This is a genomic window from Candidatus Acidulodesulfobacterium sp. H_13, from assembly GCF_048541835.1.
Classification (GTDB): domain Bacteria; phylum SZUA-79; class SZUA-79; order Acidulodesulfobacterales; family Acidulodesulfobacteraceae; genus QIJE01.
In genome coordinates, this window is the sequence record NZ_JBLEOY010000001.1 from 764275 (window position 1) to 781248 (window position 16974).

Annotated in this window: 18 protein-coding genes, 1 pseudogene and 1 riboswitch; all 19 genes and pseudogenes read right to left on the bottom strand. The window is 37.2% G+C overall.

The features are described from left to right. Positions 1 to 45: 45 nt before the first annotated feature. The 19 genes and pseudogenes from dnaG to ACMCNP_RS03825 all read right to left on the bottom strand — a co-directional run bounded on the left by dnaG (position 46) and on the right by ACMCNP_RS03825 (position 16663). Positions 46 to 1923 (bottom strand): DNA primase, encoded by a 1878-nt coding sequence (dnaG, locus tag ACMCNP_RS03735; RefSeq protein WP_419313991.1) that lies wholly within the window; start codon positions 1921 to 1923, stop codon positions 46 to 48. A gap of 136 nt (positions 1924 to 2059) precedes the next feature. Further along, positions 2060 to 2413 carry a CvpA family protein gene (locus tag ACMCNP_RS03740; protein WP_419313994.1) on the bottom strand — a complete coding sequence of 118 codons (354 nt, stop codon included), beginning with the start codon at positions 2411 to 2413 and terminating at the stop codon, positions 2060 to 2062. 10 nt (positions 2414 to 2423) lie between these two features. After that, complete coding sequence (gene rpsU, locus ACMCNP_RS03745; protein ID WP_419313997.1) at positions 2424 to 2618, bottom strand: 30S ribosomal protein S21; 195 nt, start codon at positions 2616 to 2618, stop codon at positions 2424 to 2426. A gap of 97 nt (positions 2619 to 2715) precedes the next feature. Continuing rightward, positions 2716 to 3429, bottom strand: a complete 714-nt coding sequence (gene hisIE / locus ACMCNP_RS03750) for a bifunctional phosphoribosyl-AMP cyclohydrolase/phosphoribosyl-ATP diphosphatase HisIE (protein WP_419313999.1) — start codon at positions 3427 to 3429, stop codon at positions 2716 to 2718. Between the two features lie 35 nt (positions 3430 to 3464). Beyond that, positions 3465 to 4220 (bottom strand): imidazole glycerol phosphate synthase subunit HisF, encoded by a 756-nt coding sequence (gene hisF, locus ACMCNP_RS03755; RefSeq protein WP_419314002.1) that lies wholly within the window; start codon positions 4218 to 4220, stop codon positions 3465 to 3467. Positions 4221 to 4225: 5 nt separating this feature from the next. Next, the gene (gene hisA, locus ACMCNP_RS03760) at positions 4226 to 4954 is read right to left on the bottom strand and encodes a 1-(5-phosphoribosyl)-5-[(5-phosphoribosylamino)methylideneamino]imidazole-4-carboxamide isomerase (protein ID WP_419314005.1); all 729 of its coding nucleotides are present in this window, start codon (positions 4952 to 4954) and stop codon (positions 4226 to 4228) included. A 61-nt stretch (positions 4955 to 5015) separates the two neighbouring features. After that, entirely contained in the window at positions 5016 to 5633 is a 618-nt protein-coding gene (hisH, locus tag ACMCNP_RS03765; RefSeq protein ID WP_419314008.1) for an imidazole glycerol phosphate synthase subunit HisH, read from the bottom strand. Next, on the bottom strand, positions 5630 to 6667 hold the full coding sequence (locus ACMCNP_RS03770) for an N-acetylmuramoyl-L-alanine amidase family protein (RefSeq protein ID WP_419314011.1): 1038 nt from the start codon (positions 6665 to 6667) through the stop codon (positions 5630 to 5632). Before ACMCNP_RS03770 ends, hisH begins: the two co-directional genes overlap by 4 nt. Before the next feature lie 21 nt (positions 6668 to 6688). Further along, positions 6689 to 7408 (bottom strand): imidazoleglycerol-phosphate dehydratase, encoded by a 720-nt coding sequence (locus ACMCNP_RS03775; protein WP_419314013.1) that lies wholly within the window; start codon positions 7406 to 7408, stop codon positions 6689 to 6691. 104 nt (positions 7409 to 7512) lie between these two features. Further along, complete coding sequence (locus tag ACMCNP_RS03780; RefSeq protein ID WP_419314017.1) at positions 7513 to 8610, bottom strand: pyridoxal phosphate-dependent aminotransferase; 1098 nt, start codon at positions 8608 to 8610, stop codon at positions 7513 to 7515. Between the two features lie 12 nt (positions 8611 to 8622). Beyond that, on the bottom strand, positions 8623 to 9924 hold the full coding sequence (hisD, locus tag ACMCNP_RS03785) for a histidinol dehydrogenase (RefSeq protein ID WP_419314020.1): 1302 nt from the start codon (positions 9922 to 9924) through the stop codon (positions 8623 to 8625). Further along, positions 9905 to 10687: an ATP phosphoribosyltransferase gene (gene hisG, locus ACMCNP_RS03790; protein ID WP_419314023.1), complete on the bottom strand. Its 783-nt coding sequence runs from the start codon at positions 10685 to 10687 to the stop codon at positions 9905 to 9907. Before hisG ends, hisD begins: the two co-directional genes overlap by 20 nt. Positions 10688 to 10778: 91 nt before the next feature. Beyond that, a pseudogene (gene murA, locus ACMCNP_RS03795) lies at positions 10779 to 12041 on the bottom strand (UDP-N-acetylglucosamine 1-carboxyvinyltransferase); the annotation flags it as partial. Further along, positions 12034 to 12963, bottom strand: coding sequence for a peptide chain release factor N(5)-glutamine methyltransferase (gene prmC / locus ACMCNP_RS03800; protein ID WP_419314025.1), 930 nt, complete (start codon positions 12961 to 12963; stop codon positions 12034 to 12036). The pseudogene murA and the gene prmC, both read right to left, overlap by 8 nt. Then, on the bottom strand, positions 12956 to 14035 hold the full coding sequence (gene prfA / locus ACMCNP_RS03805; RefSeq protein WP_419314027.1) for a peptide chain release factor 1: 1080 nt from the start codon (positions 14033 to 14035) through the stop codon (positions 12956 to 12958). Before prfA ends, prmC begins: the two co-directional genes overlap by 8 nt. Before the next feature lie 80 nt (positions 14036 to 14115). Then, positions 14116 to 14820, bottom strand: a complete 705-nt coding sequence (thyX, locus tag ACMCNP_RS03810; protein WP_419314029.1) for an FAD-dependent thymidylate synthase — start codon at positions 14818 to 14820, stop codon at positions 14116 to 14118. A gap of 45 nt (positions 14821 to 14865) precedes the next feature. Continuing rightward, entirely contained in the window at positions 14866 to 15081 is a 216-nt protein-coding gene (gene rpmE / locus ACMCNP_RS03815; RefSeq protein ID WP_419314032.1) for a 50S ribosomal protein L31, read from the bottom strand. A gap of 44 nt (positions 15082 to 15125) precedes the next feature. Further along, on the bottom strand, positions 15126 to 15878 hold the full coding sequence (kdsB, locus tag ACMCNP_RS03820) for a 3-deoxy-manno-octulosonate cytidylyltransferase (RefSeq protein ID WP_419314034.1): 753 nt from the start codon (positions 15876 to 15878) through the stop codon (positions 15126 to 15128). 29 nt (positions 15879 to 15907) lie between these two features. Further along, positions 15908 to 16663 carry a septal ring lytic transglycosylase RlpA family protein gene (locus ACMCNP_RS03825; RefSeq protein ID WP_419314037.1) on the bottom strand — a complete coding sequence of 252 codons (756 nt, stop codon included), beginning with the start codon at positions 16661 to 16663 and terminating at the stop codon, positions 15908 to 15910. A gap of 154 nt (positions 16664 to 16817) precedes the next feature. Next, positions 16818 to 16916: riboswitch (SAM riboswitch) on the top strand. Positions 16917 to 16974: the final 58 nt, after the last annotated feature.

Below are 16974 nucleotides of genomic sequence, written 5' to 3' on the forward strand. Positions count from 1 at the left end.
ATTTATGTTTGCGTTTTTTTTGTTCATGTTATAAATTTTTACTCATTAGAAGCCGCAGATTTTTCTTTGAAAATCCCTTGAAATATATTTTAATCTGCTAATCTCTTTAAGCCTCGATAACCTGCCGACTTCATCCAACGAACCGCTTTTAATTTCGTTTGAAAGACCGCCGCACGTTTTGTTAATATTATCTACTTTTAATTTAATAATAAGCTTTTTAAAGTCTTCCCTGCCGTTTTTATCATCGTTTTCATCGCTTAACAATAAACTCGAATAATATATTTTACCCCATTTCAAGCTATTTTCCATTTTAGAAACTACTTCTTCTAATTTAGTCGTTTTTTCTTTAACTATGCCGCCCGCTAATCCTTTTTTCACTTCTTTAATTATATATATGGCATCTTTATCAGAAAATTCTTTCATTATATCATCATTAATATATTCTGTCAATAGAGGCTCGCAAAATACCCTCCCGACTATTAGATCTTCTATGCTCAGCTCCTTTTTTTGAAAAGCAGTCGGGGGATTGGACGTAAAACGACTCTCCGAGTGAACGCCCTGTTCGAATGATTCTTTAGAATAAATATAATCTCTTATTGCATTCTCTTTCAACCCAAGCCTATTCGCCAGCAAATTTATATAATGAGAAAGTATAATATTATTGTCTATCTTCCTTAAAAAGGGAGCGACTTCCTTTACGACAGATATTTTTCTTTTAAGTCTCTTTATACCGTCTTCATTAGGAATTATACCACTATTTTCAATTTTTTCCATATAATAATCCAGAACAAAATCCACGGGGGTCTTTTTATCGTTCGTTACCAATTTAATAAGACCGTCTCGTCCGTATTTTCTCACAAAACTATCGGGATCGCTGCCGTCGTTTAAGCATACGGCATATATGTTTTTGTCCGTACCGTCCATAAAATCTAAAAATAATTCCATACCCCTGTTTATAGCGTTAATGCCGGCTTTATCACCGTCATAAAGCAGAATAATTTCATCACATAATCTTGATAGGTTCCTTATATGATTTTTGGATAGCGCGGTCCCCATTGTTGCCACTACGTTTTTTATACCCTTGGAATAAAGCATTATCATGTCAAAGTAGCCTTCAACCACAAAAATAGCATTATCCTTTTTGATAAAAGGTATGGCCTTATCCAAACCGTACAACGTGTTACTTTTTGCGAAAATCTTGGAATTGTTGGTATTGATATATTTCGGAACATTATAGGAAGAGGGTCCCCCCGCATGCTGCGAGACTGCTCTGGCGGCAAATGCAATAGGGTCTCCGGCTCTATCCATTATGGGAATGATAAGTTTATTGGTAAACCTATCGCAATATCCGGCGTTCTGTCCCGATTTTTTAAATAACAACCCTATATCTGCAGCAATGTTTAAATCTGCCTTATTATTTAATAAAAGCGTCGTTAAACCGTTTCCCAACCCGGCATATCCCAATTTAAAATCCCCTGCCGTATTTTCATCTATACCCCTTTCTTTGAGGTATTTAATAATATGCCGACTTCCGGAGAGATATACAAAAAGATTTTCATAGTAAAAGTTTAGAGCAAGATTAAGAATTTTCTTGATCCCGCTTTCGCTTCCTTCGTTTTTATCCGATTTATAAAATTTTATGTTTTCTATCGGCACATTATACTTTTTTTTAAGATAATCCATTACTTCCCCAAACGATTCTCCCTTTATATCCCTTAAAAAATTTATAACGTTACCGCCTTTGCCACACCCGAAACAGTAATAAAACCCCTTTGGCTCACTAACGTGAAATGAAGGCGTTTTTTCAGAGTGAAAGGGGCATAATCCGGTATAACTCCTACCGGATTTTTTGAGCTTAACAAATCCGGATATTTCATCGACTATATTTGCATAAGACAAAACGGCTTCAATATTCCTATCCATAATTAATAAAATTTATTGATATACGGGGTTAAAATCTTTCCTGTTTTAAGCAGGTATGGAACGAGGCTGCGAGACTTATAAACACCAACATAGCTTTTTGCCGGAGAAAATGAAAAAATAAAATACAAAATTATACCTAAGAATACAAACGTCTTAATCCCGGCAAAAAAAAACCTCCGATACGATTAAGCAAGCCGAGATTGATTAATTTCAAAAATTTGGTTAATAATGCAGATATTACGGCAAAAAAAACCATTATTACAACAAAAAAGGCAATAAAAATAAGTATTTTAGTAATAGTTTCGTTGTGAAATACTTTAATATAATCATAACCAGACGTACCGGTTAAGATATATACAGCATAACCGGAACCGAAAAAAGCTATAAAAAGTCCGCCTAAGGATAGAGCCTCCTTTATGAGTCCTCTAAAAAAACCCCTTATCATAACTGCGGCAAATATAATTAAAAAGAATATATTTATGTAACTCATAAAACCTTGATTAATAATGATAATATTTCTTTTTTGCATTTCTTTTTCTTGACGCTGCGGCTTTTTTCTTTTTCTTGACGCTCGGTTTTTCGTAATGCTCTCTCTTTCTGATTTCTGAAAGAATTCCTGCTCTCTCACAGGATTTCTTAAACCTTCTTAACGCACTTTCAAAAGACTCGTTTTCCTTAATTTTAACTATAGACAAACCTATTTTTTCGCCTCCTTTTGCAACTTTATGTTTACATTATATATGCTAACTTATAGTATCATATATTTCTTACTGCTTTGTCAACCGATAAATCTTATCTCGATTTTTTTTCGTCTAATCCGGAAATACCCTCCCGCCTTTTTAATTCGTTTATTATGGCAAAAAAATCTACTTCCGAATATGCTAACATTACTATATAAAAGAATATTAAATCGGCTAATTCGTACACTATTTTATCTTTATCCCCGTCTATCACCGACAAGATCACCTCTAATGATTCCTCTTGAAGTTTTTTCCCTATTTTTTCCGCACCGGCGTTTAAAAGCCTTGCAACGTAAGATTTGTTCGGATCTGCCCCTTTTCTACTTGCGACAATGTCATATAATAATTTAAGCGAATAAAATAATTCTTTATCGTTATCACCTATTCTCCGTTCATCTTGATTTCGGCTATTATTTTTTGCAATTAAACTATTACTTACTTTAGAATAAAAGCAGGTCCTATGACCGGTATGACATGCAGCGCCTTTTTGAACTACCTTGAGCAAAATACTATCGCTGTCGCAGTCAAAAAATATCTCCTTTATACTCTGAATATTGCCGGAAGTTTCGCCTTTCTTCCAAAGTTTATGCCTTGACCTTGAAAAATAATGAGCTACACCGGTTTCGACGGTTTTTTCCAACGCTTCTTCGTTCATAAATGCAAGCATCAGGACCTCTCCCGAAAAATAATCCTGCGCGACCGCAGGAATAAGACCATCAAGCTTGGAGAAATCAATCTGTTTTAAAAATGAATCGACCTCGTTCATAATCTTTTACCGTTCTAATCTTTATTTTAGTTACGTTATAACCTTACTTGTATCCCCTTGGATTTCAAATATTTTTTTATCGGAATAATGCCTGTTTTCTTATAATGAAATATCGATGCGGCTAAAGCGGCACCTGCATCGGCTTTTACAAAAACCTCTTCTATATCCGCCTCATCTTTAGCCCCTCCGGAAGCTATGACCGGAATTTTAACGCTTTTAACCACTGAGGAAGTCAAATTTATTTCATAACCGCTCCCGGTTCCGTCTCTATCCATACTCGTCAAAAGTATCTCGCCTGCGCCGCGGTTATATACCTCCTTTGCCCATTCTATCGCATTAATACCCGTATTATTTCTTCCCCCATAAGTAAAAACAAAATATTCTTCTCCGACCTTTTTCGCATCTATTGCTATTACTATGGTAGACGACCCAAACTTTCTCGCCGCAATATCTATCAAATCCGGTTTTAAAACTGCGGCGGTGTTTATAGAAACCTTGTCGGCTCCGCTATTCAACAAATTCCTTATATCTTCTGCGTCGGAAATACCTCCGCCTACGCTAAAAGGAATAAAAATATTCTTAGAAATCTCTTCGACGAGTTTAAGTATAGTCTTCCTCTTTTCGTGGGAAGCCGTAATATCTAAAAACATGAGTTCGTCTGCAAGTTCGTCGTTATATCTCTTCGCAAGCTCTATGGGATTTCCGGCAATTCGCAGCCCTTCGAAACGGGTACCCTTAACGACCTCACCGTTTTTGATATCAAGACACGGTATTATTCTTTTAGCAAGCATAAAATTTAACCCTGCATTAATAAATCATTCGTTTTTTTCAAATCCAATCTTCCGTCGTATAACGCCTTTCCTATTATGACTCCTTCAAGATTGGGAAAATTTAATTTTTTAAGTCTTACGACGTCTTCCGATGCGGAAATTCCACCGGATGCAATAAAATTAATATCTAACTTCGATAGCTTTAATATCAAGTCCAAATTTACTCCCTGAAGCATTCCGTCTTTTTTAATATCTGTAAATATAAATGATTTTATACCGCAACTGTGTTTTAATTCGTCTACCGCATCCGTAAAACGATAAGTTATAAGCTCCTTCCATCCCGAAATTGCAATTTTTTCATCGCATAAATCTATTCCGGCTATTATTTTGCCTTCGTACTTTAACAAGGACGGTCTTATGGATTCTATGTCCTTAAACAATATGGAGCCTAAGACTACATAAGATGCACCCGCATTAAAATAGCCCTCTATGGTTTCATTATTCCTTATTCCGCCGCCTACTTCTACCGGAATCCTCACCGATTTTATAATATCTTTTATAACATCAAAATTATCGGGATATCCGGACTTTGCTCCGTCCAAATCGATCAAATGAAGTCTTTTAGCCCCATATTTCTGCCATTTGAGCGCAGCTTCCAGTGGAGAGATATTATACTCCTTCTTTCGGTCGTAATCCCCCATAGTTAATCTTACACATCTTGAACCGAGTAGGTCTACGGCCGGTATTATAATCATAGTCATTTATTATATTGTAATCGTTTATATTTAATTTAGATACGGAATTTTATCGTTAAACTTAACCGGCGATAAAATTCCTAAGTAACGCTAAACCTGCATTATGACTCTTCTCCGGGTGAAACTGGCATGCGAAGATATTGTCTTTTTGCACGCAGGCGGCAAATTCTCCGTAATAATCGCATACCGCAACCGTAATATCTTCTTCCGGCAGGCAATAATAAGAGTGAAGGAAATAAAAGAACATATCATCCGTGCCTGCGGTAGCCGGGTATTTGTTTGTCCGCTTTAATATTTTTATATCATTCCACCCGATATGCGGTATCAACGGGGTTTTGTCCTCATCAAACCTTACTACTTTTCCCTTTAAAATAGCCAATCCCTCACTGTATCCGAATTCTTCGGATGTCTCAAATAAAAGCTGCATTCCAAGACAAATTCCTAAGAAATTCTTTCCGCCGTTTACGGCATCCTTAATCGGTTCGACCAAACCCTTTTGCTTCAGGGTACGCATGGCATCTTGAAATCCGCCTACGCCGGGAAGTACAAGGTGCGAAGCATTCTCAATATCCCTATAGTTATCTGAAATATCGGCTTCATATCCTATGGAACCGATGGCGTTCCTAACGTTCTTAAGGTTGCCCATTCCATAATCTATAATAACAATGTTTTTTTTCATCTTTTTTTAATTATATAATATTTATAAATCGCATTTGCAATCCCGTTTGCAATCAGCTGCCTAAACGTAGAAGAGGCCAAGAGATGCTCTTCATACGGGTTAGAAATATAGGCATATTCTATTATAACCGCCGGCATTTTTGTAAATCGCAAAACATAAAGATCGTCATGCACTACCCCGTCATATTTAAGATTTAAGCGGGACGAAATATAATGTTCCAAATACTTTGCGAATCGATGTGAGTTTCCGTAATGATAATAATAAGTGGTCGTTCCGTACATATATGGAACCACGGCGGAATTGCTATACAATCCTATAAATAAATCTGCGCCGCTCCTATTTGCTTCTGCCGCCCTTTGCTGCAAACTTACGTTTATATTGGAAGTTCTATCTATTTCCGTTTTTATTCCTCTGGCTTCTAAAATCTTTTTTAATTTTAACGCAATGCTCAGATTTACAAAACTTTCCGGCAGCCCCATGGGCCCAATCCCCCCGGGGTCGTTCCCGCCATGACCGGCGTCTATGAAAACATTAAATCTGACTTCCGGTTCTTTCTTGACCTTGCTTGATACCATCCCCGCATAAATAACAACCTTATAATGGTCATTCCCAAGATTTATAGTCCTTATTCGGAGTTTTGCCGATATATTTTTTTGTCTTATAACTATATGAACGGCATACTCGGGGGTTGTACTGAATTGCGAATATGAAACCGAAAATACATTTTTGAAAGGCCTCACTATCTTTTTTTTGCTGCCGTAAAGAACGGCATGTCCGAAGACTAAGATGGAAAATCTTTTATAACCCTTTTTAAATAAATATTCCTTGTAAAAAGGGCTGCCGATTGTATAAACATTAATAGTTCCGCTACTGCGGCCAAAAAGAATCCTTGTAATTTTAGTTACGTTACCGCTATAGGCATAAGCGGTTTTTATACCCATTAAGATTACCGTTAGATTTAAAATAAATAAAAACGCCGGCAAAAAAAGCAGGGCAAAAGATACTTTTCTTTTATAACCAAATGGACTTTTCATCGCTACATAATATATCAATAATCAAATACTGCCCTTTGTAGACGGCACCGTATTACGGTTATCCTTAACCTCAAGGGCGTTAGATACGGAAATTCCCGTTGATTTAAACACAGCCTCGACCATATGATGGGCGTTAGAACCGTACAAGACGTTAATATGCAGATTTATAAGGGCATTTTTGCACAACGCTTCAAAAAAAATATTAGAATAGACGTAAAAAAATTTATCGACAAGAATTTCTCTCATCCCGTCTTTATCAAACTCCTTATATTTATCGGAAAGCCTTGAGAATACCCTTGAATATTCATTAATCGGTTTAGTCATATCCATACCGTTGTATTTATATATAAAAAACGATCTTCCAGAAAAATCGACAACAGAGTGGACCATCGACTCATCCATCGGCACAAAAGCGCTGCCGAACCTCTGAATACCCTTTTTATCACCGGATAATTCCCTCAATGCACCGCCCATGACAATTCCGATATCCTCTACGAGATGGTGAAGGTCTGTATCTGTGTCCCCTTTTGCCTCAAGAGTTACATCGAAACGGGAATGTTTCGAAAACTGTTCAAGCATATGATTGAAAAACGGAACGCCCGAATCAATTTCATATATGCCCTTCCCGTCAAGATTTAACGAAAATTTTATATAGGTTTCGGTCGTTTTTCTTAAAAAATTACCCTTGCGGTCTCTATAGAACTTCGCATTATTTTCTGATGATTTTTTCATCTTTTCCATTGCAGACCTTTCAAATCTTTGTATTATTATATCATGTTTTTTAAAAAAACCGACAGCCTTTTTCTGCCCCTCTCCCGCTTTTTAAAAAATAGGGTACCATATGATCAATGAACGGTTTTAAAAACCCTGAAATAATCAATTAGTTTTTTATTCTCTGCAGGCGTGCCTACGGTTATTCTGTAAAACATTTTCATGTTACCGTCAAAACTTCTTATAATTATTTTGTTATCTTCAAGAAATTGTTTGAATTTGATTTTTAATTTATTATCCCTAAGTCTTATCAGGATAAAATTGGCATCGGACGGATAAACCTCCATAAAATTAAATTTCTTTAATGCGGAATATAATTTATTTCTTTGACTAATCGTCTTTTTTATATTTTTGTCGAATTCGTCAAAATTATTTAAAAAGAACTCGATGGAACTCAGCGTTAAGGAGTTGATATTAAAGGGTAATTTTATTTTTTTAAATTCGTTTATAAGTTTATTACCGGAAAAAAGCATTCCAAACCTTAATCCTGCAAGCCCGATCTTAGAAAATGTCCTCAAAACGATTAAATTATCGTATTCGGGTATATCTTTTATAAAAGATTCTACATCGGAAAAATATATATAAGCTTCATCGACCACAACGATATTATTTTTATTTTTTAAGAGACTCTTTATGGTATTGCGATCGAAATGGTTTCCGGTAGGATTATTGGGATAACTAAAAAAGAATATGTTATTAAAGTAATTTTGATCAGCATCAATATCTTTCGGCAGGTCAAAATATTTTTCTTCAAGTCTTATACGGTTAATCTTTAAATCATTGTATCTTGCCACGATGTCGTACATAGAAAAAGACGGGGTCGGAATGTTTACGACGACATTTTTTTTGAGACTAAGTAAAATAATGGCAATAAGTTCATCCGAACCGTTACCAAAAATAAAATTTCTAACTGGTATATCGTAAAATATTTCCAGTAATTTGATAAGATCGCCGGAGCTTGAATCCGGATAAAGATTTATGAGCGTATCCTTTATAAAATTTGCATAGCTTCGTTTGATTTTTTTGCTCAGCGTATAATTAGATTCATTTGCATCAAGCTTTAAAGCCCCGCCGGTCTTGAATGAGCCCTGTCCTTGCGGTTCGTTTACCTTGTAAGCGGTAAGCCCAAGAACGCTGTTTTTAATAAAATCTTCTATTTTTAATGAAGGCATATTAACAATTTATTATTTTATCTTTTTAATGCGATAGCTCGCAGATTCTCCGTGGGCGTTTAACCCTTCGATACTAGAGAAGAAGGCTATGTCTTCTGCCTTCTTTGTCAAAAATTCCAGGCTTGACGAAATAACACTGGTCCTTTTAAGAAAAGACAATGTATCTAACGGTGAAAAAAATCTTGCAGTTCCGCCCGTGGGCAGGACATGGCTTGGACCTGCGACATAATCTCCGACCGCTTCAGGGGTACTTCCGCCTAAAAATATCGCCCCTGCATTTTTTATCAGAAACAGCTTTTCAAACGGGTTTCTAATACATAGTTCTAAGTGCTCCGGCGCCAGCTCATTGACAACTTCTATAGATTCCTCTATCGAATCCGTTAAAACAGAAGAAGCATTGGAATTTATAGATTTTTCGATTATATCTCTCCTCGGCTCCCTATGTACGAGATGTCTCAAGATATCGCCAACTCTCTCTATTATATCGGAAGAATGGGTTATAAGGGTAGAAATCGCCATTTCGTCATGCTCCGCCTGAGATATCATATCTATTGCAACAATCTCAGGGTCGGCGGATTCATCGCAAATTATTGCAATCTCACTCGGTCCTGCAATCATATCGATATCAACATCGCCGTAAACCATCTTTTTTGCCGTTGCGACATAAATATTTCCCGGACCGACTATTTTGTCAACCCGCATTATCGTTTCGGTCCCGTATGCAAGCGCAAATATCGCTTGGGGTCCTCCTATTTTAAATATGTTTTCTATGCCGCACAAAACTGCTGACGCTATAACAAAATTATCTAATTTATCTGACGGCGGAGTAACCATAACAACCTCTTTAACTCCCGCTGCCGACGCCGGAACCGCGTTCATTATTACGGAAGACGGATAACTCGCTTTGCCGCCCGGAACGTATATTCCCACCCGTTGAACCGGAGCTATAAGCTGACCGGTTATTAGTCCGTCTGCACTATGAGAAAGCCAGGTCTGTAACTTTTGCTTAGAATGATATTCGTAAACCCTCTCTATCGTCTCCTCTATAATTTTTCGCTCATTCTTTTTTAAGGAATTTACGGCATTTGCCTTTTCTTCTCTATCAATCAAGAAATTCTCGGGTTTGAGTTCTGTCTTGTCAAATTTTTTCGTATAAAACGATAACGCCTCGTCTCCCTTTGCGATAACGTCTGAACGGATAATTTTAAGCTCCTGCTGAATTTTATCGGAAAAATCAAGCTGTCCGAGCCTTTTTTCTTTCAAAAATTCCTTAAAATTACCTTTATTACTAAAATTAGATATCCGTATCCGCATTTTTTTCTACCTGCTCCTTTAAACTACCTATCATGGACGCGATATTTGATGGATTGATTTTAAGGCTTGCCCTGTTTACTATAAACCTTGAGGTCACGTGAGCGATATCTTCGACGGGTACTAAATTGTTTTGCCTCAGGGTTTCTCCCGTCGAAACGAGATCGACGATAAAGTCGCAAAGTCCGGATATCGGGGCAAGCTCCACATTGCCGTAAAGTTTTATGATTTGAATATTGGAAACACCCTTTTTATTAAAGAAGCCTTTCGTAATATGAACATACTTCGTTGCGACACGTATGTTGGTCTTATAAAAATATATATTCTTCTTAATGCGGTCGGTAATCTTAATATCGGAAAATGGTTTTTCGCCTGTATGTAAACTGATATCATTGCTATTGCGGCTATGCAAATTTCCTTTTCCGGCTATTAAATCCCCGCTTACGGCCACAACGACCTTGCACTCACCTATTTTTAAATCTAACGGCTCATATACATTTTTAGGTTTCTCAAGCAAAACATCTTTTCCGGCGATACCGGCGTCTGCAGCGCCGTATTCTACAAATGTAGGCACATCCCAGGGTTTCACTATAAGTAAACCAACTTCATCGTCTTCATACTCAAACGTGAGCCTTCTAGAATTATAATCGCTATCCGGATGCTTAATATATCCGGATTTTCTCAGCAACTCAAGTCCATCTTTAAGAATTCTGCCTTTAGGCACTGCTATTTTAAGCTTTTTCTTTTTATTTTGTGTAGTTTTCATTTTGTTATAACGGCTGTTATTTTACCCGCGCATCTCTTTCATAAATTTTATTATTAGAAACAGGTTCTACGATAGACGCAGACTCATCCGCCTTCACTCGAGAAACCATAGCGCCTAAACCGGCCAATTTTTTCTCCATTTTTTCATAACCCCTGTCCAAGTGATAAATCCGCGAAACGGTAGTGCAACCGTCGGAAGATGCCAAACCGGCCAAAACAAGCGAAGCACTCGCCCTTAAATCCGTAGCCATAACCTCCGCACCTGAAAGTTTTTTTACACCTTTTACTATCGCAAAATTATTTCTTACCTTTATATCCGCCTTAAGACGCATAAGTTCCGCAACATGCATAAATCTATTCTCAAAAACATTTTCGGCTATGACACAAAGTCCACTTGAAAGTGTCATCAGGGCCATCATCTGAGCCTGCATATCAGTAGGAAAATTTGGATAAGGAGCGGTAGAAATGTCAACACTTTTAATGACCTTAGAGCCTTTTATCCTTAAGGAAGACGAGGAATTTATAATGATTTTGGCTCCGGCCTCAGAAAGTTTACCTATGATGGCATTAAGATGCCTCACCTCGATATCTTTAAGAATAATATCTCCTTTCGTAATAGCGGATGCCACCATAAATGTTCCGGCCTCTATCCTATCCGGAAGAACGCCGTGTTTTAATTTATTTAATTTTTTAACGCCTTTTATAACGATTACGGCAAGCCCGGTTCTCTTTATATCTGCCCCTCCATTGTTAAGCGCAAGAATTAAATCGTCTATTTCCGGTTCCATCGCCGCATTTTTTATTACCGTAGTTCCTTCGGCAAGCGTTGCCGCCATAATTACGTTTTCGGTTCCGGTTACCGACGGAATCGGAAAATTTATTACGGCACCTTTAAGTTTATCGGCACTCACCTCTATGTATCCATGGTCGACTTCTACATCGGCACCCAAAAGCCTAAAGGCATTTAGGTGAAAATCTATGGGCCTTGCCCCTATAGCGCAGCCGCCCGGCAAAGACACCCTCGCTCTCTTATACTTAGCAAGAAGCGGACCTAAAACTAAAATAGACGCCCTCATGGTTTTAACAAGATCATAAGGTGCATCGCAATTATTAATATGGGAAGTATTTATAATAACCTTATCCACCCTATCGGACTCTTTAATCTCCGCTCCAAGGCTTATTAAAAGTTTTTTAATCGTTTTTATGTCTTCAAGGTCGGGGACATTGTCAATTTCGTTATCGACGTTATCGAACATTATTGAAGAGACTATTATCGGCAAGGACGCATTCTTAGAGCCACTTATCGAAACTCCTCCTCTCAACGAAAAGCCTCCCTCTATCACCATACTATCCATATGTTATTTTAGTCACCCTCTCCTTATTGTTTAAATCGTTAGCAAAGACTAACCGTTTAAATTTTATACCGTTATAATTCGTGAATTTCTTTTCGAATAAAGAATAAATAGCAGATTTCTTTCTATAATCTATTTCTAATATAATACTCTTTTTATTTCTGGAGTGGAGAATGGCAGTATCAAATATCTTTCTGTAAAATTTAAGTCCATCCTCGCCGCCGTCCAAAGCTTCAGGCGGTTCATAAAATTTAATTCCGTCGTCTAAAATTTTCAATTCGTCGGTTTCTATGTACGGAGGGTTGGAAACTATTATGTCAAAATTATCAAAATCGTATATATCGAAGCCATGCAAAGACAAATTTGTTTTTTTTGATTTTAACATGTCAAAATAAACCGGAATAACTTTCTTTTCGACTCTGTTCGCTTTAATATTTTTTTTTGCGACGTTTAAACTTTTAATACTATTATCGGCAGCATAAATTATAACATTATATGAATTCTTTGCAATAGAAATCGCAACGGCTCCGGAACCGGTGCCGATATCAAGAATATAAATTTTTCTATTTAATTCATTTTGAAATTTTTCTATTTCTTTTAACACTTCATCTACCAAGCACTCCGTATCCGGTCGAGGTATTAAAACGGACCCGTCGACAAAAAAATCTAAAGAATAAAACTCTTTTTTATTGGTGATATAAGCATACGGCTCTTTTCTGCCCCTTCTTTTAATCAGCTTTTCAAACAAATTCACCTTATTCTTGTCAAGCTTATCGCCATAGGAAATAATAACTTCACTCATTGATTTTTTTAAAGCATACTTCATCAAAACAATCGACTCATCGAAAGCATTTCCGATATCACTACGTGTAAGACGAGCCTCGCCCTCTTTAATTAATTCATAAACCGATAAATCTTCATCCATGCGCTATGTTTTGGGATTCAAAATAATCCGCTAAAGGCACTAAGAGTTCATCTATATTGCCGTCCATAAAAGAAGCCAACTTATGTATCGTTATTCCCGCCCTATGGTCTGTAACCCTGCCCTGAGGAAAATTGTACGTCCTTATTTTTTCGCTTCTATCACCGCTTCCTACCATGCTTTTCCTGCTTTGTGCCTCTAAGCTCTTTTTGTCTGCTTCTATCTTGCCTAATAACCGTGACCTTAATATTCTTAACGCCTTCGCTTTATTTTTGTGCTGCGATTTTTCATCCTGGCACGTAACCACAAGCCCGGTAGGCATATGGGTAATCCTGACTGCAGAATCGGTGGTGTTTACGCTCTGTCCCCCGTGCCCCGAGGACTTGTAAACGTCTATCCTTAAATCCTCGCTATTTATTTTAAGATCGACTTCCTCCGGTTCCGGCATAACGGCAACCGTTGCCGCAGACGTATGAACCCTGCCCTGTGTTTCCGTAGCAGGAATCCTTTGTACCCTGTGAACTCCGCTTTCATTCCGTAAAAAACGGTATGCACCCTTGCCTTTCACAGACGCTATAACTTCTTTTAAGCCCCCAGAAGACGAATAACTTAACGAAATCGTTTCAAAATTAAATTTTTTATTCAAAGCATATTTATTGTACATTTTGAAAAGGTCCAACGCGAAAAGAGCAGCCTCTTCGCCTCCGGTAGCCGCCCTTATTTCAAGCAAAATATCCTTATCCTGCAAATCTTCCTTGGGATAAAAAAAATCCTTTATTTCTTCGGATAATTTAGATGCTTTATCACTTAAAGAATCTATCTCTTCCGTCTCTAATGCTGCCAATGCTTCGTCGGGTTCGTTCTTAAGTAATTTTTTGAGGTCTTCGATATCGGATTCTATTTTATTATATTCAGAAAATTGCTCTGCGGTTTTTTTAATTAAATTATATTGTTTGAAAAGCTCTTTCACTTGTTCGTTAAATCCCTTAGGGCTTTCTTCTTGTATTCTGTCGTATAACTCTTTTGATTTATTGAGTGATCCTTGGGCTTTTTTTCTTAAAATATCGTCTAACATCAAAATATATCCTTTTAATTAAGCAAGTATGTAGATTTTTTACAGATTAGCTGTAGATTAGATTAATAAACAATTGACGGTTAATTATCGCCATACGACCATGACGCCCTGATTTCTGAGGGTTTTCCGCAAGAGAACTCGCCCTCCGAACAGTTTCCCGTCACGCAAGCCGGACCCGCACCGATAAAAACTGACGGCGCAATGGGGGAAACAAGTTTAAACATCTCCCGTGCAACGCGCCTAATTTCCCATTGTGCCCTTTCGCATCCCCTCAATCTAAAAAAATGCAGAAGCTCTCTTGCGTTCATTGTAAATATAAGCTGGGTTTCCGTTGCGTTTGGAAGTATATATCTGGCATCTTCCGCAGGAACGTTATTTTCAAGAAAATAACCGTATAAAGAAAAAATATCGCTTATCGCTTTGTCGTATCTCTCCAAAAATTCGCTATTTTCGGCAATAGAATCCGGTATAACATACTTGGGTTTTGTCTCCTTGACATACCTCTGGCTTCTCTGAGAGTATGACGCTATACGATGCCTGACTAATTGATGAGAGGCGCTCCTTGAAAGATTTTCTACTCCGAAAGTAAAATTGGAATGCTCCAACACCGATTCATGCCCTGAAGACCTTATTTTTTTGATTAATTTCCTTGCCTTTTCTAAGCCTTTCTCGCCTTCATCGAAATAGCTTTCTATTTTAGCAATACCGTAAGAACTATAACAAAGCCTGGCGGCTATCGCGATAGTTACTTCCGGTTTAGAAGTGTAATTAATAAGTTTGACCATTAAAATAATCAAGGAAAGAATATAAAAAACTTTCTTTATTTCTTATTACTTTTTATTTTTGTTTAGATTTCCATATTTTTTATTAAATTTCTCGATTCTTCCTGCGCTATCAATGAATTTTTGTTTACCGGTATAAAAAGGATGGCATTTAGAACAAATGTCGGCATGAATTTCCTTAACCGTACTGCCCGTAATAAACTCTTCACCGCAGGCACATTTTACCTTTGTCTGATAAATTTCAGGATGTATCCCTTCTTTCATTTTTTACGTACTCCTTAAAATAGATTTTTTATATTATTTAATTCTTAATTGTAATATTTTAAAATAAAATTTTCAACCTTTTTTATGTCATCGGGGACATCGACGGGAATAGTAGATACTCTGACGGTTTCAACCTTTATCCTATAACCGTTTTCTATCGCCCTAAGTTGTTCGAGCATTTCTTTCTTTTCTAAATAAGAAGCCGGCATTTTTCCGAATTCCATGAGAAAATCTCTTGTATAGCCGTAAAAACCAAGGTGTTTGTAACCGAAAACGCCCTTAAAATCCTTGAGGGACAAAGCCTTCTCTCTGTCATAAGGCACCGGACTTCTTGAAAAATAAATACCATAGTCGTCTTTATCGACCACGACCTTTACGTTATTCGGGTCAATAAATTCTTCATAAGAATAAATCGGCGTTTTAACGCTCGTGTATAAAACGGCATCGTCTTCCTTGAGAGGTTTTATCAATGCTTCTATTACTTCGACATTTACCAACGGTTCATCCCCTTGAATATTTAAAATCACGTCGGCGGAAATACCGCTTACAACCTCTATTATTCTATCGGTGCCAGTTTGATGGGATTCTTTCGTCATAACGACGTTTGCCCCGAATCCCCTGCAAACATCATAAATACGCCGATCTTCCGTAGCAATTATGACATCGGATAACATCGAAGATTTTATTACGTTTTCATAAACATGTTTTATCATAGGCTTGCCCATAATCCCGGCAAGCGGCTTTCCTTTAAAGCGACTTGATTCATATCTGGCAGGTATTACCGCAACGATTTTCATATTTAATCACCGAAGTTAATCATATATTTTTATTCTACTTTTGTTATATACACGTCATATCCGTATTTCGAGATAATCTTGGCAAAACCATATGCATCTTTTATATTTTTAAAACTACCAAATATTACTTTATAATACAAAACACCATTTATCGTTTTTGTTGCCAAATGGACCCCGGGGACAAATTCTTTTATCTTTTTGATTTCCCTGAGCGCCATAGACTTCTTCGTATATGCGGCAAACTGCAGGGTATAGCCAAGGAAAGGCGCAATATATTTTTCATTATATCCGTTTACGTAACTTTTAGAAACGGGTTTAGATCCAAGATATTGTATTCTGACCAATGCAGTTCCCGGACCTATCATATCCAGCGCCCTTGCCGCCGCATAAGACAAATCCATAATTCTATCCCCATAATACGGCCCCCTGTCGTTCACGTACACCTCGACGCTTCTATGATTTTTCAAGTTTGTAACATAGGCATAACTATCCAACGGAAGTGTTTTTGACGCAGCCGTTAAATCGTACATATTATAAATTTGCCCGCTTGCGGTCGGTCTTCCCTGAAACCCGGGGCCATACCATGAAGCTATTCCTACTTCGACATTATGTGAAATTCGCCTCGGTGGATAATATTTATGCAACGGAGACGACCCGCCGGAATATCTGCCCCCTACTATATACGGAACGCAACCCGAAAGCCCGATTGCAAAAATAAAAAAAATCAAAAATAACAACTCGTATATTAACTTATCACGAAATAAATCTATTTTGATTATCTTCATTATACCGCTTATTTATCATAAGATAAATATTTTTAAATATTAACAATTGACAATATAATAACGTATCCTATATAATATAACTTATGTATGAAATAATTCAAACGGTTCTTTATAATTTATAGCAAATATATTTCCACGGGTTTATTGCCCGTGATTCTTATCAAGAGCGGTAGAGGGACGGGCCCGTTGAAACCGCAGCAACCAATGCTAAATAGGTGCTAATTCCCGCAGGTTTATTCCTGGAAGATAAGAAGAAAGGATTATTAAACCTCTTCTTCTATAATTCGTTAGGAAGAAGAGGTTTTTTTATT

Excerpts from the sequence above, each read along its gene's own strand:
- dnaG (WP_419313991.1), bottom strand. The coding sequence starts at position 1,923 with ATGGATAGGAATATTGAAGCCGTTTTGTCTTATGCAAATATAGTCGAT.
- ACMCNP_RS03740 (WP_419313994.1), bottom strand. The coding sequence starts at position 2,413 with ATGAGTTACATAAATATATTCTTTTTAATTATATTTGCCGCAGTTATG.
- hisIE (WP_419313999.1), bottom strand. The coding sequence starts at position 3,429 with ATGAACGAGGTCGATTCATTTTTAAAACAGATTGATTTCTCCAAGCTT.
- hisF (WP_419314002.1), bottom strand. The coding sequence starts at position 4,220 with ATGCTTGCTAAAAGAATAATACCGTGTCTTGATATCAAAAACGGTGAG.
- hisA (WP_419314005.1), bottom strand. The coding sequence starts at position 4,954 with ATGATTATAATACCGGCCGTAGACCTACTCGGTTCAAGATGTGTAAGA.
- hisH (WP_419314008.1), bottom strand. The coding sequence starts at position 5,633 with ATGAAAAAAAACATTGTTATTATAGATTATGGAATGGGCAACCTTAAG.
- ACMCNP_RS03770 (WP_419314011.1), bottom strand. The coding sequence starts at position 6,667 with ATGAAAAGTCCATTTGGTTATAAAAGAAAAGTATCTTTTGCCCTGCTT.
- ACMCNP_RS03775 (WP_419314013.1), bottom strand. The coding sequence starts at position 7,408 with ATGGAAAAGATGAAAAAATCATCAGAAAATAATGCGAAGTTCTATAGA.
- ACMCNP_RS03780 (WP_419314017.1), bottom strand. The coding sequence starts at position 8,610 with ATGCCTTCATTAAAAATAGAAGATTTTATTAAAAACAGCGTTCTTGGG.
- hisD (WP_419314020.1), bottom strand. The coding sequence starts at position 9,924 with ATGCGGATACGGATATCTAATTTTAGTAATAAAGGTAATTTTAAGGAA.
- hisG (WP_419314023.1), bottom strand. The coding sequence starts at position 10,687 with ATGAAAACTACACAAAATAAAAAGAAAAAGCTTAAAATAGCAGTGCCT.
- prmC (WP_419314025.1), bottom strand. The coding sequence starts at position 12,963 with ATGGATGAAGATTTATCGGTTTATGAATTAATTAAAGAGGGCGAGGCT.
- prfA (WP_419314027.1), bottom strand. The coding sequence starts at position 14,035 with ATGTTAGACGATATTTTAAGAAAAAAAGCCCAAGGATCACTCAATAAA.
- thyX (WP_419314029.1), bottom strand. The coding sequence starts at position 14,820 with ATGGTCAAACTTATTAATTACACTTCTAAACCGGAAGTAACTATCGCG.
- rpmE (WP_419314032.1), bottom strand. The coding sequence starts at position 15,081 with ATGAAAGAAGGGATACATCCTGAAATTTATCAGACAAAGGTAAAATGT.
- kdsB (WP_419314034.1), bottom strand. The coding sequence starts at position 15,878 with ATGAAAATCGTTGCGGTAATACCTGCCAGATATGAATCAAGTCGCTTT.
- ACMCNP_RS03825 (WP_419314037.1), bottom strand. The coding sequence starts at position 16,663 with ATGAAGATAATCAAAATAGATTTATTTCGTGATAAGTTAATATACGAG.